Origin of the sequence: Roseixanthobacter liquoris, assembly GCF_043195135.2 — a bacterium.
Taxonomy (GTDB): Bacteria; Pseudomonadota; Alphaproteobacteria; order Rhizobiales; family Xanthobacteraceae; genus NCEH01.
Window position 1 is genome coordinate 3,402,853 of sequence record NZ_CM195537.1, and the last position, 23,197, is coordinate 3,426,049.

Sequence of the window (23,197 nt, forward strand, 5' to 3'; positions counted from 1 at the left end):
TAGGCGCGCGCCGCGGCATCACCAGATTGTGCACTGCACGCAGAACACCGTCCGGCGCACCGATTCCCCCCGGAACGGGGCGATCTTCGCTTGCGCGGGAAGGCGCCTCCGCCTATTGCCTGCGCCATGAGCCTGCTTGATCCCCCGACCGCGTCCGGTGCGTCCGAAGCGGCGATCGAGGTGCCCGCCCTTGCGGCCCGCCATCTCGCCGACGCCGTCGCGGCGGCTGGCGCGGTTGCGCTTGCCATGTTCCGCACCGGCGTCACGAGCTGGACCAAGGACAATAATTCCCCGGTCACCGAAGCCGACATCGCCGTCGACCGCTTCCTGCGCGAGCGCCTGACGGCGCTGGCCGGCGATTACGGCTGGCTGTCGGAGGAAAGCGCCGATTCGTCCGAACGCCTGGGCGCCCGCCGGGTATGGGTGGTCGATCCCATCGACGGCACGCGCGGCTTCATGGCTGGCGGGGCGGATTGGGTGATCTCCGCCGCCCTGGTGGAGAACGGCCGCCCGATCGCCGGCGCCCTGTTCGCCCCGGTCTCGGACGAATTGTTCGTCGCCTCCCTCGGCGGCGGCGCGACCCGGAACGGCGCGGCGATTTCCGCCGGCGCGCGCCGCGCGGTGGGCGGTTCCGTGATTGCCGGCCCCGCCTCCATTCTCGACCGGGTGGCGCGGCACGCCAGCGTGACGCGGCCGCCGCGCCTGCGCTCGCTGGCGCTGCGGCTCGCCCGGGTCGCCACCGGCGAGCTGGACATCGCCCTCGCCCACGGCAACAGCGCCGACTGGGACATCGCGGCCGCAGACCTGATCGTGCACGAGGCGGGCGGCCTGCTGACCGGCCTCGACGGCACGGCGCCGGTCTATAACGAACCCGTTCCGCTGCACCGGCCCCTGGTCTGTGCCGGGACCGCGCTTCACGCCGAAACCCTCGCCCTCGCCCAGCGCGAGTTCGGGGCCATCTTCTGATCGTCACCGCCGGGGAACGTTGACACCATGACCACCTCTTCCGAACCGAAACAATTGCTGCACCTCGTTTTCGGGGGCGAGTTGAAGGAACTCGACGGGGTCGAGTTCAAGGATCTGTCGAAGGTTGACATCGTCGGCATCTATCCCGACTACGCGAGCGCCGCCGCCGCGTGGCGCGCCAAGGCCCAGCAGACCGTGGACAATGCCCTGGTGCGCTATTTCGTGGTGCATATGCATCGCCTGCTGGATCCCGACACCCACACCCCGGGGCATTAGGCCGAGACGCCCCGGCTGCGGCGCCGCGCAGGGCGCGCAGCCGGGCCAAACACCGCCAAGCTTGCGTTCGGCGGTATCATAGGGGTAAGACTTCCCCCTTCGTCCAAAGTATGCCCCGCTTAGGGGGTGGGTGTGTCCGCGTTCCGTCCGGAACCGCGCCCACGCAAGGAGCAGGACGCTTTTCGAGCATGTGGCGCCGTCTTCGCACGAACCGTGGCTTCCAGATTGCCGCCGGCACGACCTTCGCGTCCTATTTCGCGCTGGTGGCGCGGACCACGCGTTTCGACGTGGAGCCGGCGGACATCTATGAGCGCATCGATGCGCACCTGCCGCTGATCATGACCTTCTGGCACGGCCAGCATTTCCTGACCCCCTTCATCATGAAGCCGCACCACAAGGCCAAGGTGCTGATCTCCCGCCATGCGGACGCGGAGATCAACGCCATCGCGGCGGAGCGGCTCGGGGTCGGCACGATTCGCGGCTCGGGGGCGACCTCGCCGGGGGATTTCCACCGCAAGGGCGGCGTCTCGGCCACCTATGCGCTGATCGAGACCCTGCGCGAGGGCATCAACGTGGCCATGACGGCCGACGTGCCGAAGATCGCCCGCCGCGCGGGCCTCGGCGTGATCACCGTCGCGCGCCATTCCGGCCGGCCGATCCTGCCCATCGCCATGGCAACCGCCAATCGCATCGCCCTGAAGAGCTGGGACAAGGCCAGCCTCAACCTGCCGTTCGGGCGCGGGGCCGCCGTGGTCGGCGAGCCGATCTTCGTCGATCGCGATGTGGACGAGGCCGGCATGCAGGCGGCGCGCGCCCGATTGCAGCTCAGCCTCGAAACCATCACCGCCCGCGCCGAGGCCATGGTCGGCCGCCCGCAGGGGGCGCCGGCATGAAGGGCATCCGCTTGCCGGTTCCCCTGCGCCTCTATCGGGGCGTGACATCGGCGGCGGCGCTGCTCACGCCCGCATGGCTCGGCTATCGCGTGCGCAAGGGCAAGGAAGATCCCGCGCGCCTGCCGGAACGCCGCGGCATCGCCAGCGCCGCCCGCCCGCGCGGGCCGCTGATCTGGGTGCATGGCGCCAGCGTGGGCGAGATCGTCTCCGTCCTGCCGCTGATCGAGCGCCTGGCGGGGCGCGGCTATGGCATCCTGCTCACCTCGGGGACCCTCACCTCCAGCCGCATCGCGGCGCGGCGGGCGCATCCCTCGGTGATCCACCAGTTCATGCCGCTGGACGCCCACCGTTTCATCGGCCGGTTCCTGGACCATTGGAAGCCGGATCTCGTGCTGCTGGCGGAATCGGAATTGTGGCCGAACCTCATGAGCGAGCTCGGCCGCCGCAACACGCCGCTGGTGCTGGTGAACGGGCGCCTGTCGCGCCGCTCGGCGGAGCGCTGGGCCCATCTGCCGAAGAGCGCGCGCGCGCTGCTCTCGCGGGTGGACCTGTGCCTCGCCCAGAGCCGCGACGATGCCGCGCGCTTCAAGGCGCTGGGCGCGCCGCGCGTGGAAGTGGTGGGCAATCTGAAGTTCGACGCCCCCGCCCCGCCCGCCGATGCCAAGGCGCTCGACCGCATGAGCGAGGAATGCGGCAACCGGCCGATTTTCCTCGCCGCTTCCACCCATCCGGGCGAGGACGAGGTCGTGCTGGCCGCCCACCGGCGGCTGACGCAGGAGATTCCCGACCTGCTCACCATCATCGCCCCGCGCCATCCCGAACGTGGCGCGGACGTGCGCCTGCTCGCCGAGGCGGCGCAGCTCGCGGCGGTGCAGCGCAGCGAAGGCTATCTGCCGGACGAAGGCACGGAGATCTACGTCGCCGACACCATCGGCGAACTCGGCCTGTTCTATCGCCTCGCCCCGGTGGTGTTCATGGGCGGCTCGCTGGTGCGCCATGGCGGGCAGAATCCCATCGAGCCCGCCAAGCTCGGCGCGGTCGCGCTGCATGGGCCCCATGTGTGGAACTTCGGCTCCATCTACGCCCGCCTCGACGAACGCCACGGCGCCGCCCTGGTGCAGAATGACGGCGACATCGCCCAATGCGTGTCCGCCTTGCTGTTCGACGGCCATCTGCATGCGCAGACCGCCGCCGCCGCACGCCAGGTGGTGGATCAGCTCGGTGGCGCGCTGGATCGCACGCTCTCGGCCATCGAGCCGTATCTCCTGCATATCCGCCTCGCGCGCTGATGTTCGCCCGGGCGCCCGCCTTCTGGTCGCATCCGCACACGCTGGCCGGACGTCTGCTCGCGCCCTTCGGCTGGATCGTCGGGGTGATCACCCTGCGGCGGATGGCCAAGCCCGGCACCGAGGTCGGCGTTCCGGTGATCTGCATCGGCAATCCGACGGTGGGCGGCGCGGGCAAGACGCCGACCGCCCTGGCGCTGCTCGATCAGCTGAGCGCGCGCGGCGCCCGCCCGTTCGCCCTGCTGCGCGGCCATGGCGGGCGCGAGGCGGGTCCGCTGCTGGTGGATCCGGCCCGCCACGATGCGGCAGCGGTGGGCGATGAAGCCCTGCTCCTGGCTCGGCGCGCGCCGACCGTGGTCTCCCGCGACCGGGTGGCGGGGGCGCGGCTCGCCGTGGCGCGGGGCGCCTCGCACATCGTGATGGACGACGGCTTTCAGAACCCGTCCCTGCACAAGGACGCCGCTTTGCTGGTGGTGGATGGCGCGGCCGGGCTCGGCAATTGGCGCGTGCTGCCGGCCGGGCCGCTGCGCGCGCCGTTCCTCGCCCAGGCGGCGCGGGCGGATGGGCTGCTCATCATCGGCGCGGGGGCGGCCGGCGACGCGACTGCGGCGCGCGCGGCGGGGCAGATCTCGATCCTGCGCGGGCATCTTCTCGCCGACCCCGGCGATGCCGCAGCCCTCGCCGGACGCCGCCTTCTCGCGTTCGCCGGCATCGGCCGGCCGGAAAAATTCTTCCAGACCCTGCGCGACCTCGGTCTCGACGTGGCGCAGGGCCGCCCGTTCCCGGATCATCATCCCTATACGGCGGAGGACCTCGCCGAACTGCACCGCACCGCGCAGGCCGGCGGCCTCAGCCTCGTGACGACGGCGAAGGATGCGGCCCGCCTCGAGGCGCGGGAATTCGCGGACATGCGCGCGCATGTCCGGGTGTTGCGGGTGGGGCTGGACTTGGAAGGTGCGGGCTTGGAAGGCGCGGGCTTGGACAGCGCGGGCGCGCCGGAGGCTCGGGACCTTTCGGCGCGCGGCTTCGATGGGCTGATCGCCCTGGCGGAGGCGCGCGCGGCGCGCCGGCTCAGCCCTGCTGCTGGCGGCGGAGCTGGTTGACGCGCGTCAGCACGGCCTGCGGATCGGCATAGGCTTCCTGGAGATCGACGCTCCAATAGCGCAGCTCATCCAGCGCGATCCCCTGGCCGGTCACGGCGCAGCGCACGAAGGTGCCGGGGCGCACGATGCGGAATTCGCCATCCAGATAGCGCAGCTCGGCTTCGCCATTGCTTTCGGGGAAACGCTCGAATCTGTTCATCACGGTTAAAACAAGGCCTCATCTAGCCGGGTCAACATAAGCCCAACCGGCGCCGACCGAAAGGGCCGTTGCATCCATTGTCAAAGGTCGAACAGGCCAGGCTGGGATTTCGCCGTCTCGCCGCCGCGCGGGCGGGCCGGTTTTACCCGCGCCGGCGCGGCCATGCCCTGCCCGCCCGTGGGCGGAAGCGGAGCGGCGCCGGCACCGTTCGCCACGGCGCCGACACGGCCGTCGGCGAATTCCAGTTCCAGCGCCGCGCCCGGCGCCACGGCCGCGGCCGAGCGCACCGCCGCGCCCCGCGCATCGCGCACCAGAGCGAAGCCGCGCTTCAGCACGCCGTGATAGGACAGGGCTTCCAGCATCTGCGCGGCGCTCGAAAGCTGGCGCCGTTGCTCGCGCAGCAGAATGCGCGCCGCCCGGGCCGCGCGATCGCCGAGCCCCTCCAGCCGGTCGCGATTGCGGGCGATCTGGACCCGCTGTGCGCGCCGCGTCGCATCGAGCCCGGCACCGATGGCGGAGAAGCGCTCGCGCTTGCGCTCCACCGCGCGCCTCAAACACCGCTCCAGATTGGTGCCAAGGCTCGCCGAGCGCTCGCGCGCGCGCTCCAGCCGCGTCTTCAGGGCGGAGGGCGAGAGACGCGCGCTCGCCTTCTGAAACTGGATGCGGTGGGCGAAGGCATTCGCCCGCAAGGCCCGCGGCAGGCGCCCGGAGGCGGCATCCAGGCGCTGGCGGGGAATCGCCAGAAGCGCGTCGGCGGAGGGCAGCAGGCGGGCCAGGCCGCGCAATTCGCCGCGCCGGCGCTCCAGCAGGCGCAGGGGCGCGGCCATGAGCCGGCCGCCCAGCCCCTCCACTGCCACCAGCAGGTCCGCCCGCACCGGAACCACCATTTCGGCGGCGGCGGTGGGGGTCGGGGCCCGCACGTCGGCGGCGAAATCGATCAGCGTCACGTCGGTCTCATGGCCGACGGCGGAGACGAGGGGGATCGCGCTTTCGGCGGCGGCGCGCACCACCGCTTCCTCGGAAAAGCCCAGCAGGTCTTCCAGCGAGCCGCCGCCGCGCGCGACGATGATCACGTCCGGCCGGGGCACCGGCCCGCCTTCGGGCAGCGCGTTGAAGCCGCGAATGGCGGCGGAGACCTCCGCCGCGCAGGTGTCGCCTTGCACCCGCACCGGCCAGACGATGACCCGGCGCGGAAAGCGGTCCGCGAGGCGATGGAGAATGTCGCGGATGACGGCGCCGGTGGGCGAGGTGACGATGCCGATCACGTTCGGCAGATAGGGCAGCAGCGTCTTGCGCGCGGGATCGAACAGGCCTTCGGCGGCGAGCCGGCGCTTGCGCTCCTCCAGCATCGCCATGATGGCGCCGGCGCCGGCGAACTCCAGGGATTCGATGATGATCTGGTAGCCCGACTTGCCGGGATAGGTGGTGAGGCGCCCGATGGCGATCACCTCCAGCCCCTCCTCCGGCCGCAGCTTGAGACGGGCGAAATTGCCCTTCCACACCACGGCATCGAGCCGCGCGCCCTCGTCCTTCAGCGAGAAATAGGCATGGCCCGAGGAATGCGGGCCGCGGTAACCGGAAATTTCGCCCCGGACGCGGACATGGCCATAGGCCTCCTCCACCGTGCGGCGGAGCGCGGCGGAGAGTTCCGAAACGCTCCATTCGGGAGCATTGGCATGGGGTTCGGGCAGTTGGACCATCGACTCACATCGCTGCATACGATCTTGGCAAGAGCATAGCGGCATCATCTCATATGCGGCGAGCGCAATGCCTCCCCCCTTGTTTGGAAGCCCGCAAGCCGATAGCGAAGTTAAAAAGGGAGATGACGCCGCATGAATGTGCTTCTGCTCGGTTCCGGTGGCCGCGAGCATGCCCTCGCCTGGAAGCTCGCGCAGAGCCCTAGCATCGCTCAGCTCTATGCCTTGCCCGGCAATCCCGGCATCGCGGATCACGCCGAGCTGGTGGAAGGCATCGCGCTCTCCGCCCACGACACGCTGGTGACGTGGTGCAAGAAGGCCGGCATCGAACTGGTGGTTGTCGGTCCCGAGGCGCCCCTGGTGGCGGGCCTGGTGGATCGCCTGGCCGAGGCCGGCATTCCCGCCTTCGGCCCCACCGCCGCCGCCGCCCGGCTGGAGGGCTCCAAGCTCTTCACCAAGGAATTGTGCCGCGCCCACGGCATTCCCACCGCCGCCTTCGCCCGCTTCACCAAGCCCGAAGCCGCTTGGGCCTATGTGACCACCGAGGGCGCGCCCATCGTCATCAAGGCCGACGGCCTGATGGCCGGCAAGGGCGTCGTGGTCGCGCTGACGGTGGAAGAAGCCGTCGCCGCCATCGACCAGGTGTTCGCCGGCGGCGGGCAGGAAGTGCTGATCGAGGAGTTCATGGAGGGCGAGGAGGCCAGCCTGTTCTGCCTCGTGGACGGCGAGACCGTGATCCCCTTCGGCAGCGCCCAGGACCACAAGCGCGCGTTCGACGGCGACCTCGGCCCGAATACCGGCGGCATGGGCGCCTATTCTCCGGCTCCCGTGCTCACGGCCGAGCTGGAAGCGCGGGCGATCGCGGAAATCGTCATCCCCACGGCGCGCGCCATGGTGGCCGAGGGCAGCCCCTATCGCGGCATCCTGTATGCCGGCCTCATGCTCACGCAGAGCGGGCCGAAACTTGTGGAATACAATTGCCGCTTCGGCGATCCGGAATGCCAGGTGCTGATGCCGCGCCTGGAGAGCGACCTTCTCGCCTTGCTCAACGCCGCCGCCCACGGCGAACTCGCGGGCGCGGCGCCCCAATGGTCGCCGAAGAGCGCCATCACGGTGGTCTATGCCAGCCGCGGCTATCCCGGCCCGCACCAGACCGGCTCGGAAATCCGCGGCATCGAGGAAGCCGAGAAGGAGGAGGGCGTGATCGTCTTCCAGGCCGGCACCAAGCGCTCGGGCGCCAAGATCGTGTCCAACGGCGGGCGGGTGCTGAATGTCACCGCCACCGGCGACACGCTGCGCGAGGCCCGCGACCGCGCCTATCGCGCCGCCGCCCGCATCGACTGGCCGGACGGCTTCTATCGCCACGACATCGGTTGGCGCGCCCTGGACTGAACGCCCCGCACGGCCGGCAGGGCGCTGGCCCTCGCCGCCTGGGCATGTCACGGTCCGTCCTCCCATTGCCGCCCTCCCCGCGCGGAGCCCGATCATGCCCGATCTCGCCGATTTGTTTCCCGGCTTCTCGACCCACAATGTGGACACGCCCGCCGGTCGCCTGTTCGCGCGCACCGGCGGAGAGGGGCCGCCGCTGCTGCTGCTGCACGGCTATCCGCAGACCGGGGTGATGTGGCATCGCCTCGCGGGGGAGCTGGCCAAGACCCATCGCCTCGTCATTCCCGACCTGCCCGGCTATGGCTGGAGCGCGGCGCCCGCACCGGGCAAGGACCATGCGCCCTATTCCAAGCGCGCCACCGGCGCGGCGCTGGTTTCGCTCATGGAAACCCTCGGCCATGCCCATTTCGCTTTGGCCGGACATGATCGCGGGGGGCGGGTGGGCTACCGGCTGGCGCTCGATGCGCCCGGCCGGGTGGACCGGCTCGCCGTGCTCGATATCGTTCCGACCCTTGCCATGTGGCACGGCATGGACCGGGCCCGCGCGCTCCAGGTGTATCACTGGGCCTTCCTCGCCCAGCCTTATCCGCTGCCGGAAACCCTGATCGGCGGCAATCCGCGCTTCTATCTCGACCACACGCTGGCGAGCTGGACCGCCGCGAAGGATCTTTCCGCCTTCGATGCGCGGGCGCTCGCCCATTATCGCGCGGCCTATGCCTCGCCGGACCATATCCGCGCCATGTGCGAGGATTATCGCGCCGGCGCCACCATCGACCTTGCCCATGACGAAGCCGACCTTGCCGCCGGCCGGGTGATCGAATGCCCGGTGTTCGCGATCTGGGGCGCCCACGGCATTCCGAGCCGGGGCGTCTCCCCGCTGGACGCCTGGCGGGCGTTCGCGCCGAAGATCGAGGGGCAGGCGGTGGAGGCCGGGCATTTCCTGTGCGAGGAAAATCCCGAGCCGACGCTGAAGGCGCTTCAGGGCGTCTTGGGCTAAAGGCGCGGCATGGGCTGCGGGGGTCTCGCAAGACCTGCCCCTCCCCCTGCCCCCTCCCCCTGCCCCCTCCCCCAGCCCTCCCCCGCAAGCGGGAGAGGGAGCGGGCGCGTTCTTTTTGGCCGCGTATTTCCCGCGATCCCACCACAGTCCCCTCTCCCGCTTGCGGGGGAGGGTAAGGGAGGGGGACGGGGGAGGGCGAGAGAGGGGGAATATGCCAGGAAATAAGCGCAGAACCGGCCAAACTCCCGACAGCCTCAGCGCCGGTCCTTGAAGAACGCCCGCAGCACGTCCGCCGCTTGCCGCTCGGCGATGCCGCCATAGACTTCCGGCGCATGATGGCAGGTGGGCTGCGTGTAGAAGCGCGGGCCGCTCTCCACCGCGCCGCCCTTGGGATCGGGCGCGCCGTAATACAGCCTGCGGATGCGGGCGAAGGAGATCGCGGCCGCGCACATGGCGCACGGCTCCAGCGTCACATAGAGATCACAGGACAATAGCCGCTCGGCGCTGAGCATGCGGGCGCCGGCGCGCAGCACCTGCATTTCCGCGTGCGCCGTGGGGTCGGACAATTCGCGCGTGCGATTGCCGTCGCGCGCGATCACGGTCGAGCCCCGCACCAGCACCGCGCCGACCGGCACTTCGCCCCGCTCGGCCGCCGCGCGCGCCTCATTCAGCGCCGTTTGCATGAAAGTCTCGCCCAACCCGCGCTCCTGCACCTCGTGTCGCCGCACGGTTCGTGCTATCGGCCTTCCATGCCCCGTACACAACCTCCCCGCAAGGACAAGAACCGCGTCCCGCGCGACAAGCGCGCGTTGCCGCCGGCCAAGACCAATGACGCCGAGCGCGTCGCAAAGGTGATCGCACGCGCAGGCCTCGGCTCGCGGCGCGAGATCGAGACCTGGATCGAGGCCGGGCGGATCGCCGTCAACGGCATCGTCCTCACGAGCCCCGCCTTCACCGTGACGGAGAAGGACGCCATCCAGGTGGACGGCCAGCCGCTGCCGGAGCGCGAGCGCACCCGTCTTTACCTCTACCACAAGCCCAAGGGCGTGGTGACCACCAACCGCGACCCGGAAGGCCGCACCACGCTGTTTGAAATCCTGCCGAAGGGCCTGCCGCGCCTCGTCAGCGTGGGGCGGCTGGATCTCAATTCGGAAGGCCTGCTGCTGCTCACCAATGACGGCGGCCTTGCCCGCGCGCTGGAGCTGCCGGAGACCGGCTGGCTGCGCCGCTATCGCGTGCGCGCCAACGGCGCCATCGACCAGGCCAAGCTCGACGCGCTCATGGGCGGCATCACGGTGGAGGGCATCGAATACGGCCCCATCGAAGCCACGCTGGAGCGGGTGCAGGGCGCGAACGCCTGGATCAGCGTCTCGCTGCGCGAAGGCAAGAATCGCGAAGTGCGCAACGTCCTCGCCGCCCTCGGCATGCGGGTGAACCGGCTGATCCGGGTCTCCTACGGGCCGTTCCAGCTCGGCGATGTGCCCGAGAACGGCATCGAGGAGGTGCGCACGCGCATCCTGCGCGACCAGCTCGGCGAGGAACTCGCCGCCGCCGCGGGGGTGGATTTCGACGCGCCCCTGTTCGAGCGTGCCATGGAGGAAGCCCAGCGCTACACCCCGCGCGCCGAGGATCTGGACGATCGCCCGGTGCGCCGCGCCCCCACGCGCCGCGACACGGTATCCGTGCGGCACGATACGGAAATCGAGCATCGCGGCCGTTCGCGCCATCCCCACGGGGATGGGGACAGCGAAGGCGGCGCGTTCCGGGTGCGCAGCCGCCGCAAGGAGGAGCGCGAAACCGTCAGCGCCGGAACCGTCGCCGACCGCAAGGGGCGGCAGGTGAAGGTGGAACGTTTCGTGCCGGAACCGCAGGAAGAGCGTTTTGCGGAGCGTTCCGACGCCCGCCGCCCGGCGCGCCCCGGCATGGGCCAGAAGTTCGGGGCGCGCACGCCGCGTCCCGAGGGGCGCTTCAACCGCGATGAGGAGCGCCCGCGCGCGGCCCGTGCCGATGCTGGCGGCCCCAAGCGCGGCCCGGCCCGTTTCCAACGCGAGGACAGCCGCGATGGCGCGCCAGCGCGCGGTCCGCGTCGCGAAGGGGCTGGCGCGTCGCCGCATAAGCCGGTCTTCGGCCGCGGCCGCCCTGAAGGTGCCGAAGGCGGCTTCCGCCGTGAGGGTGGCGCCGGTAAGCCCGGCGGCTTCCGGTCGGATCGCTCGGAACGGCCCAAGCCCTTCAGCGCCGACCGGCCCGAGCGCGCCCCGCGCCGTGACGACCGGCCTGCCTATGGCGACAAGCGCCCGCCCCACCGCGAGGGCGGCGCCGGCAAGCCGGGCGGCTTCCGCTCGGATCGCGCGGAGCGTCCCAAGCCCTTCAGCGCCGACCGGCCCGAACGCGCACCCCGCCGTGACGACCGCCCAGCCTATGACGACAAGCGCCCGCCCCGCCGCGAGGGCGGCGCCGGAAAGCCGGGCGGCTTCCGCTCGGATCGCGCGGAACGGCCGAAGCCCTTCAGCGCCGACCGTCCCGAACGCTCCATGCGCCGTGACGACCGGCCGGCCTATGACGACAAGCGCCCGCCCCGCCGCGAAGGTGGTGCCGGAAAGCCGGGTGGCTTCCGGTCGGATCGCGCGGAACGGCCAAAACCCTTCAGCGCCGACCGGCCCGAACGCGCTCCGCGCCGGGACGAGCCGGGCCGCGGCCCGCGCGGCGGCGGCTTTGCCGAGCGCGGACGCGGGTCGGAAGACGTCGGTTTCTCCGGCGCCCGTCCCCAGCGGCCCGATGCCCCGCGGGGCCGTGGCGGCTTCGGCGATCGCCCGCCGCGCGAGGGGGGTGAACGCGGCGGCTTCGGTGCCGGGCCGGGGAGCGAGCGTCCCGCCGGCAAGCCCGGCTTTGCCGGTGGCCGGCCGCGCGCCGGCGCCGCAGAAGGTGGCGAGCGCACCGGTTTCCGCCCCGGCGGCAAAGCGGGTCCCGGCGGCCCCAAGCGGCCCGGCTTCGGCGGACCGAAGGGCGGTGCCCGTCCCGGCGGCGCGCCGCGCGGAAAGCCTTCCGGCCCGCGCAAACGGGACTAGGACTCATCGACAGTCGGGGGTTGACGCCGTTGAAGCAGCGCATCGTCATGCACGGGATTGTCCCGTGCATCCACGCGGCCCCGCTGGCATCGGTGTTTCAAGGCCCGCGCCAACGGCTCGACGTGAATGGCCGGGACAAGCCCGGCCATGACAAAGGGTGAAAGAAAGACAATCGCGTGCACCTGCCGCCAGGCGCCGCGACGATCCCCGACGCCGCTGACTGTCGATCCGTCCCAGACGTTTCCCCCTGTCGCATTCTAGGGGAAACACTCCGCCCCATTGTACACACGCGTTCTCATTACGCGATCCGGTGTCCCGTTCGCCCGAAACTGCTCCGGGCGCAGCTTCAAGGGTGATGCAGCATGCGCATCGTCGGCGGCCTTCATCGCGGGCGGGCTCTGAAAAGCCCGTCCGGCAGCGCCACCCGGCCCACCACGGACCGGCTGCGCGAGGCGCTCTTCAACGTGCTCGCCCATGCCTATGACGACGCGGCCGACGGCGCGCGCGTGCTGGACCTGTTCGCCGGCACCGGCGCGCTGGGCCTGGAAGCGCTCTCGCGCGGCGCCGCCTTCGCCTTGTTCGTGGAGGATGCAGTGGAACCGCGCGCGATCATCCGCACCAATGTGGAAACCCTGGGCCTCACCGGGGTGACGCGCATCTTCCGGCGCGACGCCACCAAGCTCGGCGCCATGGGGCCGGGCGAACCTTATTCGCTGGTGTTCTGCGATCCACCCTATGGCAAGGGGCTCGCGGAGCTGGCCCTGGCCTCGGCGCGGACCGGCGGCTGGCTCGCGCCCGACGCCCTGCTGGTGGTGGAGGAGAAGGCCGGCGCCTTCGTGGCGCCCGAAGGCTTCCGCGAGCTGGAGCGCCGCCGCTATGACGAGACCGAGCTGACGTTTCTCTCGGCCTGATCATTCCGCCGGATCATTCCGCCTTGAGGAACGCGCCCACCCGCTCCACCGCCTCGCGCATGTCGCTCGCCGAACCGGCATAGGAAAAGCGCAGGAACTGGCGGCCCCGGAATGGGTCGAAATCCACGCCGGGCGTCACCGCCACCTGCACCGCATCCAGCATGCGGGAGGCGAAGGCGTGCGAATCGCCGGTGAAGGCGGAGACGTCCGCATAGAGGTAGAAGGCCCCGTCGGCGGGCAGGAAATGATGCAGCCCCACGCGCGGCAGTCCCTCCACCAGGATGCGGCGGTTCTCCTCATAGCCGTGCTTGACCGCCTCCATCTCCGCCCGCCCCTCGAAGGCGGCCGTCGCCGCGACCTGCGAGAGGGTGGGCACGGAGATGGAGAAATTCTGCTGCAACCGCTCCATGGTGCGCGAGAGGCCGGGCGGCACCACCATCCAGCCCACGCGCCAGCCGGTCATGCAGAAATATTTCGAGAAGGAATTGATGACCACCGCATCCTCGGCGATCTCGGCCGCGCTCACGGTGGGAAAGGCATAATCGAGGCCGTGATAGATCTCGTCCGAGACGAAGCGCAGGTCGAGGTCGCGCGCGCAGGCCATCAGCGCCGCGAGGGCGGCGCGGTCCATCATGGTGCCGGTGGGATTCGCGGGGCTCGCCACCAGAACCCCCTTGAGCGGCTTTTCCCGGTGCGCGGCGATCAGGCTTTCCGGCGTCAGGGCGAATCGGTCCTCGGCGCGGGTCTCGATCAGCACCGGCTCGCAGCCGAGCGCGGAGAGCACGTGCCGATAGGGCGGATAGCCCGGGGCGGCGATGGCCACCCGGTCGCCGGCCTCGAACAAAGCGAGAAAGGCGAGAATGAAGCCGCCGGACGAGCCGTTCGTGACCACCACCCGCTCGGGATCCAGCGCCAGGCCATGCACCTCGCCATAATGCCGGGCGATGCGCGCGCGCAGGGCGGGGATGCCGAGCGCGGCCGTATAGCCCACCTGCCCGGCCTGGAGAAACGCCGCTGCGGCATTGCGCGCGCTCAGCGGCGCGGGGGCCGCCGGCTGGCCCACTTCCAGATGGATCACCCGCGCCCCTGCCCGCTCCAGCCGGGCGGCATGCTCCATCACGTCCATGACGATGAAGGGCGCGACCGCGCTGCGGCGGGAGGCGAGCTCGAAATCGGACGCGAGACCCATGATCACTTCCTGCCCTGCGGGCGTTTTGCCGTGGCGCGCCGCCGTGCTCTCGCCGCAATCGCGCGTTGGGTAAGGGGCTCGTCGCCCCAACGTGAACGGGGGTGCATTGACCGCAGCCGCCGGCCCGTGTTCCTTCGTTTCGTACCGTGTCGGCCGGCGTCCGCCAAGGGTGCGCATCCGAGCGCGGAGCAACAGCGCACCGGGGCGTGGCCATGGCGGGTTGCCGCCGCATCCGGCTTGGAACGGCTCCGGGTTGAAACGAAAGTGAGCACGCGCGTTCGATGAGCTTGACGGCCAGTCCTTCCCGCCCCGGGTCCGGCATCGCGCAGCGCTTTGCCGGGGCGTGCGGCCATGGCCTTGCTCTCCTGGCCGCCGCCTTGTTCTGCACTCCCCTTGTGCACGCACAGGAAAGCGGCGCCAAGCCCCGCAGCCAGATCATCCGCGACGCCGAGATCGAGGAATTGCTGCGCGACTATACGCGCCCGGTGCTCAAAGCCGCAGGGCTGGCGCAGCAGAATGTGGAAGTCGTGCTGATCGGCGACCGCGCCTACAACGCCTTCGTCGCCGACGGCAAGCGCATCTTCGTCAATGTGGGCGCCCTGATGGATGCCGACACCCCGAACCAGATCATCGGCGTGCTCGCGCACGAAACCGGCCATATCGCCGGCGGCCATCTTGCGCGCATGCGCGAGCAGATCGCCGGGGCGCAGACCATGGCGATCGTGGCGATGCTGCTGGCCGGCGCCGGCGTCGCGGCGGGAGCGGCCACCGGTTCGAGCAGCCTCGGCAGCGCGGCGGCCGGCGCCATCACCGCGCCGCAGGAGATGATCCGCCGCTCGCTGCTCTCCTACCAGCGCGGCGAGGAACAGGCGGCGGACCGCTCGGCGGTGAAATATCTCAACGCCACCCAGCAGTCCGCCAAGGGCATGATCGAGACCTTCCAGCGCTTCCAGAACGAGCAATTGTTCATCAGCCAGCGCGTCGATCCCTATCTGCTGAGCCATCCCATGGCGCGCGAGCGCATTGCCGCGCTTGAGGAACTGGCCAAGGCCAGCCCCTATTACAACACCAAGGATGCCCCCGCCCTCCAGGCCCGGCACGACATGATGCGGGCCAAGCTCTACGGCTTCGTCGAGCGGCCGGACGTGGTCTATCGGCGCTATCCGCTGAACGACACGTCGCTCCCCGCGCAATATGCCCGCGCCATTTCCGCCTATCGCTTCGGCAATGTGAACGATGCGGTGGCCAAGATCGACGCTTTGGTGGCCAAGCAGCCGTCCAATCCCTATTTCCTGGAATTGAAGGGTCAGGCGCTGCTGGAGGCCGGCCGCGCGGGCGCGGCGGTGCCGCCCCTGAAGCAGGCGGTGAGCATGACCAACGGCAATCCGCTGATCCGCGCCATGCTCGGGCAGGCGCTCGTGCAGTCGGACAATCCGGCCTATACGGACGAGGCGATCCGCGAATTGTCGTTCGCGACCCAGCGCGACCCCAATTCCGCCACGGGATGGCGCTCCTTGTCCCAGGCTTACGGTCGCAAGGGTGATCTCGCCAATGCCGATCTGGCGGCGGCGCAGGCCGCCTTCGCCTCCGGCGACTACAAGACCGCGCGGGAACTCGCCGCCCGCGCCCGTACACGCTTTCCCCAAGGCACTCCCGGCTGGCTGAAATCCGACGACATCGTCAATTTCAAGCCGCCCGCCACCGCCCAGCGTCAATAGACGCCGTTACTGACTGGAGATCTCGATGCTGTCCCGCCTTGGCCCGCGCGCCGCCCTTGCCGCCTTCGCCGCGCTCGCGCCGGCCCTGGCCCTCGTCACACCCGCAGCCGCCTTCACGGATGCCGAGAAGGCGGAGATGGGCCCGATCATCCGCGACTATCTGCTGAAGAACCCGGAAGTGCTCCAGGAGGCCATCACGGTGCTGGAAAGCCGGCAGCAGCAGGCGGAAAGCGCCGGCCGGAAGGATGCGCTGGTGAAGATGAAGGACCTGGTCTTCAACAGCCCGCGCGGCGTGGTGGTCGGCAATCCGAAGGGCGATGTCACCCTGGTCGAGTTCTTCGACTACAATTGCGGCTATTGCAAACACGCCCTTTCCGACATGAACGCCCTCATGAAGGCGGACCCGAACCTGAAGATCGTGCTGCGCGAATTCCCCGTGCTCGGACCGGGCTCGGTGGAAGCCGCGCAGGTGGCGGTCGCGGTGCGCATGGTGGCGCCGGAAAAATATCTCGCCTTCCACGAGGCCCTGCTCGGCGGCAAGGGCCAGGCCGATCGCGCCCGCGCGCTCGCGGCGGCGAAGGAGGTCGGCATCGATCCGGCGCTGATCCAGAAGCAGGCCACCTCGCCCGAGCTGAACGCGACGCTCGATGAAAGCATGAAGATCGCCCAGGCGCTCGGCCTCAACGGCACGCCCAGCTTCGTGGTGGGCGACGACGTGATCATCGGCGCGGTCGGCTTCGACAAGCTGAAGAGCGCGGTCGATGCGGTGCGCAAGCCGGTCGCCAATTGAGGCGTCCGCATTTTTGCGCAGGACCCGGTCTGAACGCCGCGTCGCGCCTCCGCGCGGCGCGCTTCGGCGGTGTATTGCGCGCAACGGCGCTTTTCATGTCGCACCGGGACCCCTATAACCCCGTGGCCCGGCTTGGCCGGGTTCACGGCTGAACGGTCACGGATGCCCGATACCATCCACGTCCTGAACGGACCCAATCTCAATCTGCTCGGCACGCGGGAACCCGCGATATATGGCGCCGCGACGCTCGCGGACGTGGAGGCGCTGTGCCGTGCCGCCTGCGAGAGCCACGGCCTCGACCTCGTGTTTCGCCAGACGAACCACGAGGGCACGCTGGTGGAGCATATCCAGGAGGCGCGCGGCGCCTGCGGCATCGTGCTGAACGCGGCGGCCTACACCCACACCTCGGTCGCGGTGCGCGACGCCATTGGCGGTTGCGGCGTGCCGACGGTGGAAGTGCACCTCTCCAACGTGTTCGCCCGCGAAGACTTCCGCCACCATTCCTATATTTCCCCGGTTGCGCGCGGGGTGATCTGCGGCTTCGGCCCGCAGAGCTACGTGCTCGGCATCGCGGCCCTCGCCGCCGGCCGGACCAAACCCGCATGACCCGCACGATTATCCGCAAGGAGCCCTTGTGCGGCCGCCCAGGCCACACGATCGCAGGACCATGATGAAACCCAGCAAAACCCCCATCGACACCGCGCTGGTGCGCGAAATCGCCAAGCTTCTCTCGGACTCCGATCTGACCGAGATCGAGGTGGAGCAGGACGCGCTGCGCATCCGCGTGGTGCGCACCCCCGCCGCCGTCACCATCGCCGCGCCCGCCCAGAGCTATGCCCCGGCGCATGCCGCGCCCGCGACCGCCGCGGACCCCGCGCCGCTCGCGGCGCCGACCGATTTCTCCAAGCATCCGGGCGTGCTCTCCTCCCCCATGGTGGGCACCGCCTACCGCGCCTCCGAGCCCGGCGCGCCGGCGTTCGTCGAGCTGGGCACGGTGGTGAAGGAGGGCCAGACGGTCCTGATCATCGAGGCCATGAAGACCATGAACGCCATTCCGGCTCCCCATGCGGGCACGGTGACGCGCATCCTAGTGGAGAACGGCCAGCCGGTAGAATATGGCGAGCCGCTGATCGTCATCGAGTGAGGGTGCGCCGAGGCGCACGTCTTGCCCGGCCGGCGTTCGTCGGGTCGGCGTTCGTCGGGTCGGCGTTCGTCGGGTCGATGCCGCCGCGTTCGGCGCGGGGCCGCGCCACGCGGGCGAGCCGAAGAGGTCCGCCCGGAACGGGCGGGCCAGATCCGTTTGAAGACCAGTTTCAGGTGAAAGCAGGCATCCTCAGATGTTCCAGAAAATCCTGATCGCCAATCGCGGCGAGATCGCCTTGCGCATCCTGCGGGCCTGCAAGGAATTGGGGATCGCCACCGTCGCCGTGCATTCCACCGCCGATGCCGACGCCATGCATGTGCGTCTCGCCGACGAGAGCGTGTGCATCGGCCCGCCGGCGGCGCGCGAGAGCTATCTCAACATCCCCTCCCTGCTCGCGGCCTGCGAGATCACGGGCGCGGACGCGGTGCATCCCGGCTACGGCTTCCTGGCGGAGAACGCCCGGTTCGCGGAGATCCTGGCGGACCACAAGATCCATTTCATCGGCCCCAAGGCCGAGCATATCCGCATCATGGGCGACAAGATCGAGGCCAAGCGCACCGCCCAGCGGCTCGGCATTCCCGTTGTGCCCGGTTCGGAAGGCGGCATCCATTCCGACGAGGAGGCGCACCGCGTCGCCAAGGAGATCGGCTTCCCGGTCCTGGTGAAGGCGGCGGCCGGCGGCGGCGGGCGCGGCATGAAGGTGGCAATGACCGAGGAGGATCTCTCCACGGCCCTTTCCACCGCCCGCACGGAAGCCAAGGCCGCGTTCGGCGATGACGCGGTCTATCTGGAAAAATACCTTTCCACCCCGCGCCATATCGAGATCCAGGTGCTCGGCGACGGCAAGGGCCATGCGGTCCACCTCGGCGAGCGCGACTGCTCGCTCCAGCGCCGGCACCAGAAGGTGTGGGAGGAGGCGCCCTCCCCGGCCCTCACCGCCGAGCAGCGCCAGGAGATCGGCGAGACCGTCGCCAAGGCCATGCGCGAGCTGCAATATCTCGGCGTCGGCACGGTCGAGTTCCTGTACGAGGACGGGAAATTCTATTTCATCGAGATGAACACCCGCATCCAGGTGGAGCATCCGGTGACCGAGATGGTCACGGGCATCGACCTCATCAACGAGCAGATCCGCGTCGCCGCCGGCGAGTCGCTGACCATCCAGCAGTCGGATGTGGTGATCGAGGGTCATGCCATCGAATGCCGGGTGAATGCCGAGCATCCGAGCACGTTCCGTCCCTCGCCCGGCCGTATCACGCATTATCACGTGCCGGGCGGCCTCGGCATCCGCGTCGATAGCAACGCCTACCAGGGCTATGTCATTCCGCCCCATTACGATTCGCTGGTGGGCAAGCTGATCGTCCACGGCAAGACGCGGGCGGAATGCCTCAACCGCCTGCGCCGGGCGCTCGACGAGTTCGTGGTGGACGGCATCGACACCACCTTGCCGCTGTTCCGCGTGCTGGTGCGCACCCACGACATCGCCGAAGGGCGCTACGACATCCACTGGCTGGAGCATTTCCTGGCCGAGGGCGAAGGCGCCGATACCGGCAAGCACGGCTGAGGCGAAGGCAAGCGCCGATCGACATTCAGCGGCGAGGAGCCGCGTCGAGGCGCCTGACGCCGGGTGCGCGCGATTGTCTTTCTTTCGTCGGCGGTGATGGCCGGGCGTGTGCCGGCCATCACCGCCGGGCTGCTGGCGCGCGCCTGGAACGCTGGCCGGGCTTGGTCCTGGAGCATTTTCGAGCGAAATGGATACCGGTTCGCGTGAAGAAAATGCGTAAACGCAAAAGCTTAGATCGTTTCCCTGGTTCTATGAAACTGGGAAACGATCTAGCGTTCCGGCCCGAGGAGGCGCTCCAGCAGATCCTCGATGATCGGAGCGACCAGCGCCTGGGCGGAGACCACCACCAGGATGCCGCCGACGATGCCGATCAGGCGATCGATGGCCGGAAGGATGTCCGCCGAGGGGGCGAGGCCCTGCACCATCGACATGAGCAGGGCGATCGCCGCCTGGTGCCCGCTGTAGCTGGCATCGCCGGTGCCGTGCTTGATATGGGCGCTGAAGAACAGACCCACGAACAGCAGCACGAGCCACGGCACGAAGCTGTCGCCCACGAGCCGCATGCACGCGAGGCCATAGCAGCCGCCCATCACGCAGCCGAGCAGGCGGTTCACGCCGGTCAACACCGGCTCGCGCCGCATGGCGATCACGATCACGAAGGCGGTCACCGGCGTCTGGCCGAGCCCGGGAAGCTGTAGACCATCCCAGATCACCGGAATGGCGGCGGTGGCAAGGCCCGCCGTGAGGGCGATGGCCAATTGCGCCCGGTCGAGCGGCGGCGCGAACAGGCCCGGCTTCGGCGCGCCCTTCACCCGCTCGCCGGGCGGGCCGAGGGCATAGTCCACGCCATAGGTGGCGATCACCCCCACCAGGATCTCCGCCGCCCGGTAGAAGGCGACATCGAACGCCTGTTCCGGCGCGCTCATGGCGCCGAACATCACCAGCAGAACGGTGACCGCCGCCAGCAGCAGCGCATAGCCGTGCTCGATGCGGTCCTGTCCATAGATGGCGAGGGCCACCGCCCCGCCGCAGATCAACAGAAAGACGCCGTGCACGTCCACAAAGACGGCGCCGACATACCCCAGCGTCGCGCCCGCGATGGTGCCGAAGGCGCGGTCGACGCTGCGCGTGAGGGTCGCCGCCGAATCCCGTTGCAGGATCGAAACCGCGGTGATGCCGGCCCAATAGGGATTCTCCAGGTGCAGCATCATCGCCGCCAGCACGCTGAGCACGCCGGCGATGGCGGTGCGCAGGGCAAGCCCAGCCTGCGGCCCTTCGAGCGACAACAGGCGCAGTTCAGCCCACAGCCCCGTGCCGATCCGATCGAGCGTGTCCATGCCCTAGCGCCAGAGGAAGACGCGCGCGTCCGCCCCCATGTAGAGGGCGTCCGGCCGGGTATCCAGGTGGATGGTCACCGGCAGGCGGCGGGCGAGGTGGATCCAGTCCGTGGTCGGCGCCACATAGGGCAGGAGCCGATCCGGCTGCTGCGCCCGGGCAATGCCGCGCCCGGTGCCGACCACATGGCCGCGGTATAGCGTCCAAGGGCGGGTCTCCAGCCACACCCACACGGTCAGGCCCTCCGGCAGATTGGCGGCCACGTCTTCCTTGAAATTGGCGATCACGCGCCAGTTGCCGTCGTCGACGAGGCCCACCAGGGGCTTGCCTTCGCTCGCATAGGCGCCGGGCCGCAGGCCGAGATTGGTGACATAGCCCGCCACGGGCGCGACGATCCGGGTGCGGGACAAGCTGTATTGCGCCAGGGCGAGATCGGCCTCGGCGGTTGCGACCTGCGCCTGCGCCACCGCCACGTCCTGGGCATTCTCCCGCATCCGGCCCTCGGCGTCGGCCAGCGCATCCTGCGCCGCCTTGCGATCGTCGGTGGCCTTGTCGAGCGTCGCCTGGGAGAGGTCGTCGGAGCGGACGAGGGAGAAGATCCGGTTGTATTCCTGGGTCGCGAGCGTCAGGGCCGCGCGGGCGGAATCCACGTTCGCCCCGAGCGAGAGGCCGCTCGCCTGCTTCACGCCGATGGCGGCGCGCGCTTCCGCGACCTCACGGTTCTTGAGGTCCACCCGGAGCTGGAAGGGCTGCGGGTCGATCTGCGCGAGAAGGTCGCCCGCCGCGACCTTCTGGTTATCGGTCACGTTCACGCTGACGACCGGACCGGAGACCTCCGGCGCAACCTCGACGAAGTCGGAGCGCACATAGGCATCCTCGGTATAGGCGAGAATGGCATGCAGGCCGAAATAGAGGAGAATGCCGCACGCCAGAACGCCGAGCGCGATCTTCACGCGGAGCCGACGGGGACGCGGCGGCGGGGGCGGTGGAGCTGCCTCGGTCGTCATGGGTCCGCGCTTGCCCCCTCCTGCCAACCGGCGGCCGGCGATGTATCCACCCGGGGCGGACCGCCCTCGGCGCCCGAACGAGATAAACCGCGTCGGTTACCATGACGTGACGCGGGTACCGCACGCACCCGCGCTTACCCCGTCTCCCGCGCCCGAGATGAATCCGCAGGCACGGGCGGGAGGACGGCGGCCGACGGCAGTGCGCTCCACGCAAACCTTATCGTCTGCGCGCGGGCGTTGCGATAGGCTCGGACGATCGGCTCGGGCGATCCTGCGGCGCCGGACATTTCGGCCAGGCCCCTTCGGGGTGGCCGGGCCGAGGGGCCGGCGGCTCAGTCTTCCTCGCCCAGGCTGAACTGCTGCAATTGCTCGTCATAGGCGAAGCTTTCGCCATAGCGGGCCCAGGTGATCACCGCGCGCAGGGATTCGTCGGCGAATTCCTCCGACATATGATCTTCCAGCTCATCCTCGAAGCGCGACCAGGGCGCCTTGTGGCTCGGCCGCTCCTCCAGCACGTGGCGGATGTGGGCGGCGAGCGGCACATGGTCCAGCAGGTGCTTGGCGAACAATTCCTTGCGGTCGTCGATGTCGGCCTCGACGAACTGGCGCCCGGCCTCCGTCAGCAGGATATCGCCGCTCTGCACGTCGGCGAAGCGCAGGATCTGGAGCGTTTCGGCGATGGGGAAGAGCGCGTCGGCCGGCATGTTGAGGCTGTCCGCGAGTGCCGGCAGGTCCGCCCGCCCATTGTAGGGCGCGTCGGTCAGTTCCTCGAGCAGGCCCGCCAGCACGTTGGTGGACACCGCCGTGAGCGGCGTGGTGATGGTGATTTCCTGCCCCTGGCCCTGGTCCGCGCCCGGCTTGTTCAGCTCGGCGCCGGGACCCTCGCGATTGGTCATGCGCGAGTAGATCTCTTCCACCAGCGCGCGGAATTCCGGCGCCAGCCGGTCGCGGGGATGGGCGAGCGGGATCGGCATCTCGTGCGCCACCCGGCCGGGATTGGAGGAGAAGATCAGGACGCGGTCGCACATCAGCACCGCCTCCTCGATATTGTGGGTCACGATGAGGATCGACTTGATGGGCAACGCGCCCTCGGTCCACAGGTCGATGATGTCCGTGCGCAACGTCTCGGCGGTCAGGACGTCGAGGGCGGAGAAGGGCTCGTCCATCAGCATCAGGCGCGGGTGCACGACGAGGGCGCGGGCGAAGCCCACGCGCTGGCGCATGCCGCCGGACAATTCCTTGGGATAGGCGCTTTCAAAGCCGCCGAGGCCGATCAGGTCGATCGCCTGCTCGGCCCGGCGACGGCGCTCGGCCAATTCGATGCCGATGGCCTCAAGGCCGATCTCCACGTTCTGGAGCACCGTGAGCCAGGGGAACAGGGCGAAGGTCTGGAACACCATGGAGATGCCCTGGGCCGGCCCGTCCAGCTTGCGGCCGCACCAGGTCACTTCGCCCGAGACCGGCCTGGTGAGGCCGGAAATGATGCGCAGCAGCGAGGATTTGCCCGAACCCGAGCGGCCGAGCAGGCCGACGATCTCGCCCTCCCGGATCGCCAGCGAGACATCATCCAGCACCAGGAAGCGGTTGTTGTCGCTCTTGCGATACGACTGGACCACATGGGACACCGACAGCATCGGCGTGGTCGCGACCGGGGACGTGGTTTCGAGCATG

General features: G+C 69.7%; 21 protein-coding genes. 14 read left to right on the forward strand and 7 right to left on the reverse strand.

Features of this window, described 5'->3' with window-relative positions; translation table 11 throughout:
* Positions 1 to 126 precede the first annotated feature (126 nt).
* The 5 genes from V5F84_RS15335 to lpxK all read left to right on the forward strand — a co-directional run bounded on the left by V5F84_RS15335 (position 127) and on the right by lpxK (position 4,524).
* The gene (locus tag V5F84_RS15335) at positions 127 to 966 is read left to right on the forward strand and encodes a 3'(2'),5'-bisphosphate nucleotidase CysQ (RefSeq protein ID WP_394043841.1); all 840 of its coding nucleotides are present in this window, start codon (positions 127 to 129) and stop codon (positions 964 to 966) included.
* A gap of 27 nt (positions 967 to 993) precedes the next feature.
* Positions 994 to 1,242, forward strand: a complete 249-nt coding sequence (locus V5F84_RS15340) for a DUF4170 domain-containing protein (protein ID WP_394043842.1) — start codon at positions 994 to 996, stop codon at positions 1,240 to 1,242.
* A 188-nt stretch (positions 1,243 to 1,430) separates the two neighbouring features.
* Positions 1,431 to 2,135 (forward strand): lysophospholipid acyltransferase family protein, encoded by a 705-nt coding sequence (locus V5F84_RS15345; RefSeq protein ID WP_394043843.1) that lies wholly within the window; start codon positions 1,431 to 1,433, stop codon positions 2,133 to 2,135.
* Complete coding sequence (locus V5F84_RS15350) at positions 2,132 to 3,424, forward strand: 3-deoxy-D-manno-octulosonic acid transferase (protein ID WP_394043844.1); 1,293 nt, start codon at positions 2,132 to 2,134, stop codon at positions 3,422 to 3,424. Before V5F84_RS15345 ends, V5F84_RS15350 begins: the two co-directional genes overlap by 4 nt.
* Positions 3,424 to 4,524, forward strand: coding sequence for a tetraacyldisaccharide 4'-kinase (lpxK, locus tag V5F84_RS15355; protein ID WP_394043845.1), 1,101 nt, complete (start codon positions 3,424 to 3,426; stop codon positions 4,522 to 4,524). The genes V5F84_RS15350 and lpxK overlap by 1 nt, the downstream gene beginning before the upstream one ends.
* Here lpxK and V5F84_RS15360 read toward each other — a convergent pair.
* Complete coding sequence (locus tag V5F84_RS15360) at positions 4,493 to 4,723, reverse strand: DUF2093 domain-containing protein (RefSeq protein ID WP_394043887.1); 231 nt, start codon at positions 4,721 to 4,723, stop codon at positions 4,493 to 4,495. The genes lpxK and V5F84_RS15360 overlap by 32 nt on opposite strands.
* A gap of 80 nt (positions 4,724 to 4,803) precedes the next feature.
* Positions 4,804 to 6,423 (reverse strand): exodeoxyribonuclease VII large subunit, encoded by a 1,620-nt coding sequence (gene xseA, locus V5F84_RS15365; RefSeq protein ID WP_394043846.1) that lies wholly within the window; start codon positions 6,421 to 6,423, stop codon positions 4,804 to 4,806.
* Positions 6,424 to 6,555: 132 nt separating this feature from the next.
* On the opposite strand from xseA, the gene purD reads away from it, so the two are divergent.
* Both purD and V5F84_RS15375 read left to right on the forward strand, forming a co-directional pair.
* Entirely contained in the window at positions 6,556 to 7,812 is a 1,257-nt protein-coding gene (gene purD / locus V5F84_RS15370) for a phosphoribosylamine--glycine ligase (RefSeq protein ID WP_394043847.1), read from the forward strand.
* A 94-nt stretch (positions 7,813 to 7,906) separates the two neighbouring features.
* Entirely contained in the window at positions 7,907 to 8,806 is a 900-nt protein-coding gene (locus V5F84_RS15375) for an alpha/beta fold hydrolase (RefSeq protein WP_394043849.1), read from the forward strand.
* Between the two features lie 254 nt (positions 8,807 to 9,060).
* Here V5F84_RS15375 and V5F84_RS15380 read toward each other — a convergent pair whose 3' ends face one another.
* Complete coding sequence (locus V5F84_RS15380) at positions 9,061 to 9,489, reverse strand: nucleoside deaminase (protein WP_394043851.1); 429 nt, start codon at positions 9,487 to 9,489, stop codon at positions 9,061 to 9,063.
* A gap of 66 nt (positions 9,490 to 9,555) precedes the next feature.
* Between V5F84_RS15380 and V5F84_RS15385 the strand changes: the two genes are divergently transcribed.
* Together V5F84_RS15385 and rsmD are read left to right on the forward strand one after the other, a co-directional pair.
* Positions 9,556 to 11,871: a pseudouridine synthase gene (locus V5F84_RS15385; RefSeq protein ID WP_394043852.1), complete on the forward strand. Its 2,316-nt coding sequence runs from the start codon at positions 9,556 to 9,558 to the stop codon at positions 11,869 to 11,871.
* Between the two features lie 362 nt (positions 11,872 to 12,233).
* Positions 12,234 to 12,782, forward strand: coding sequence for a 16S rRNA (guanine(966)-N(2))-methyltransferase RsmD (gene rsmD, locus V5F84_RS15390; RefSeq protein ID WP_394043853.1), 549 nt, complete (start codon positions 12,234 to 12,236; stop codon positions 12,780 to 12,782).
* A 13-nt stretch (positions 12,783 to 12,795) separates the two neighbouring features.
* On the opposite strand, the gene V5F84_RS15395 is transcribed toward rsmD, so the two are convergent.
* Positions 12,796 to 13,971: a pyridoxal phosphate-dependent aminotransferase gene (locus V5F84_RS15395; protein ID WP_394043854.1), complete on the reverse strand. Its 1,176-nt coding sequence runs from the start codon at positions 13,969 to 13,971 to the stop codon at positions 12,796 to 12,798.
* Positions 13,972 to 14,252: 281 nt separating this feature from the next.
* On the opposite strand from V5F84_RS15395, the gene V5F84_RS15400 reads away from it, so the two are divergent.
* From V5F84_RS15400 to accC, 5 genes are all read left to right on the forward strand, one after another.
* Positions 14,253 to 15,689 carry a M48 family metalloprotease gene (locus V5F84_RS15400; RefSeq protein ID WP_394043855.1) on the forward strand — a complete coding sequence of 479 codons (1,437 nt, stop codon included), beginning with the start codon at positions 14,253 to 14,255 and terminating at the stop codon, positions 15,687 to 15,689.
* A 25-nt stretch (positions 15,690 to 15,714) separates the two neighbouring features.
* Positions 15,715 to 16,479, forward strand: a complete 765-nt coding sequence (locus V5F84_RS15405) for a DsbA family protein (RefSeq protein WP_394043856.1) — start codon at positions 15,715 to 15,717, stop codon at positions 16,477 to 16,479.
* 162 nt (positions 16,480 to 16,641) lie between these two features.
* On the forward strand, positions 16,642 to 17,085 hold the full coding sequence (gene aroQ / locus V5F84_RS15410) for a type II 3-dehydroquinate dehydratase (RefSeq protein ID WP_394014991.1): 444 nt from the start codon (positions 16,642 to 16,644) through the stop codon (positions 17,083 to 17,085).
* A gap of 61 nt (positions 17,086 to 17,146) precedes the next feature.
* Positions 17,147 to 17,623: an acetyl-CoA carboxylase biotin carboxyl carrier protein gene (gene accB / locus V5F84_RS15415; protein WP_394043858.1), complete on the forward strand. Its 477-nt coding sequence runs from the start codon at positions 17,147 to 17,149 to the stop codon at positions 17,621 to 17,623.
* 193 nt (positions 17,624 to 17,816) lie between these two features.
* Complete coding sequence (gene accC / locus V5F84_RS15420) at positions 17,817 to 19,184, forward strand: acetyl-CoA carboxylase biotin carboxylase subunit (RefSeq protein ID WP_394043859.1); 1,368 nt, start codon at positions 17,817 to 17,819, stop codon at positions 19,182 to 19,184.
* A gap of 269 nt (positions 19,185 to 19,453) precedes the next feature.
* Here the strand turns inward: accC and V5F84_RS15425 are convergent, their stop codons facing one another.
* The 3 genes from V5F84_RS15425 to V5F84_RS15435 form a co-directional block, all read right to left on the reverse strand.
* Complete coding sequence (locus tag V5F84_RS15425) at positions 19,454 to 20,521, reverse strand: FUSC family protein (protein WP_394043860.1); 1,068 nt, start codon at positions 20,519 to 20,521, stop codon at positions 19,454 to 19,456.
* A gap of 3 nt (positions 20,522 to 20,524) precedes the next feature.
* On the reverse strand, positions 20,525 to 21,526 hold the full coding sequence (locus V5F84_RS15430) for an HlyD family secretion protein (RefSeq protein WP_509277117.1): 1,002 nt from the start codon (positions 21,524 to 21,526) through the stop codon (positions 20,525 to 20,527).
* Positions 21,527 to 21,858: 332 nt separating this feature from the next.
* Positions 21,859 to 23,196 (reverse strand): ABC transporter ATP-binding protein, encoded by a 1,338-nt coding sequence (locus V5F84_RS15435; RefSeq protein ID WP_394043862.1) that lies wholly within the window; start codon positions 23,194 to 23,196, stop codon positions 21,859 to 21,861.
* Position 23,197 lies beyond the last annotated feature (1 nt).

What these genes read in the sequence shown, in the direction of transcription:
- V5F84_RS15335 (WP_394043841.1), top strand. Translation starts at nt 127, where the DNA reads ATGAGCCTGCTTGATCCCCCGACCGCGTCCGGTGCGTCCGAAGCGGCG.
- V5F84_RS15340 (WP_394043842.1), top strand. Translation starts at nt 994, where the DNA reads ATGACCACCTCTTCCGAACCGAAACAATTGCTGCACCTCGTTTTCGGG.
- V5F84_RS15345 (WP_394043843.1), top strand. Translation starts at nt 1,431, where the DNA reads ATGTGGCGCCGTCTTCGCACGAACCGTGGCTTCCAGATTGCCGCCGGC.
- V5F84_RS15350 (WP_394043844.1), top strand. Translation starts at nt 2,132, where the DNA reads ATGAAGGGCATCCGCTTGCCGGTTCCCCTGCGCCTCTATCGGGGCGTG.
- lpxK (WP_394043845.1), top strand. Translation starts at nt 3,424, where the DNA reads ATGTTCGCCCGGGCGCCCGCCTTCTGGTCGCATCCGCACACGCTGGCC.
- V5F84_RS15360 (WP_394043887.1), bottom strand. Translation starts at nt 4,723, where the DNA reads ATGAACAGATTCGAGCGTTTCCCCGAAAGCAATGGCGAAGCCGAGCTG.
- xseA (WP_394043846.1), bottom strand. Translation starts at nt 6,423, where the DNA reads ATGGTCCAACTGCCCGAACCCCATGCCAATGCTCCCGAATGGAGCGTT.
- purD (WP_394043847.1), top strand. Translation starts at nt 6,556, where the DNA reads ATGAATGTGCTTCTGCTCGGTTCCGGTGGCCGCGAGCATGCCCTCGCC.
- V5F84_RS15375 (WP_394043849.1), top strand. Translation starts at nt 7,907, where the DNA reads ATGCCCGATCTCGCCGATTTGTTTCCCGGCTTCTCGACCCACAATGTG.
- V5F84_RS15380 (WP_394043851.1), bottom strand. Translation starts at nt 9,489, where the DNA reads ATGCAAACGGCGCTGAATGAGGCGCGCGCGGCGGCCGAGCGGGGCGAA.
- V5F84_RS15385 (WP_394043852.1), top strand. Translation starts at nt 9,556, where the DNA reads ATGCCCCGTACACAACCTCCCCGCAAGGACAAGAACCGCGTCCCGCGC.
- rsmD (WP_394043853.1), top strand. Translation starts at nt 12,234, where the DNA reads ATGCGCATCGTCGGCGGCCTTCATCGCGGGCGGGCTCTGAAAAGCCCG.
- V5F84_RS15395 (WP_394043854.1), bottom strand. Translation starts at nt 13,971, where the DNA reads ATGGGTCTCGCGTCCGATTTCGAGCTCGCCTCCCGCCGCAGCGCGGTC.
- V5F84_RS15400 (WP_394043855.1), top strand. Translation starts at nt 14,253, where the DNA reads ATGAGCTTGACGGCCAGTCCTTCCCGCCCCGGGTCCGGCATCGCGCAG.
- V5F84_RS15405 (WP_394043856.1), top strand. Translation starts at nt 15,715, where the DNA reads ATGCTGTCCCGCCTTGGCCCGCGCGCCGCCCTTGCCGCCTTCGCCGCG.
- aroQ (WP_394014991.1), top strand. Translation starts at nt 16,642, where the DNA reads ATGCCCGATACCATCCACGTCCTGAACGGACCCAATCTCAATCTGCTC.
- accB (WP_394043858.1), top strand. Translation starts at nt 17,147, where the DNA reads ATGATGAAACCCAGCAAAACCCCCATCGACACCGCGCTGGTGCGCGAA.
- accC (WP_394043859.1), top strand. Translation starts at nt 17,817, where the DNA reads ATGTTCCAGAAAATCCTGATCGCCAATCGCGGCGAGATCGCCTTGCGC.
- V5F84_RS15425 (WP_394043860.1), bottom strand. Translation starts at nt 20,521, where the DNA reads ATGGACACGCTCGATCGGATCGGCACGGGGCTGTGGGCTGAACTGCGC.
- V5F84_RS15430 (WP_509277117.1), bottom strand. Translation starts at nt 21,526, where the DNA reads ATGACGACCGAGGCAGCTCCACCGCCCCCGCCGCCGCGTCCCCGTCGG.
- V5F84_RS15435 (WP_394043862.1), bottom strand. Translation starts at nt 23,196, where the DNA reads ATGCTCGAAACCACGTCCCCGGTCGCGACCACGCCGATGCTGTCGGTG.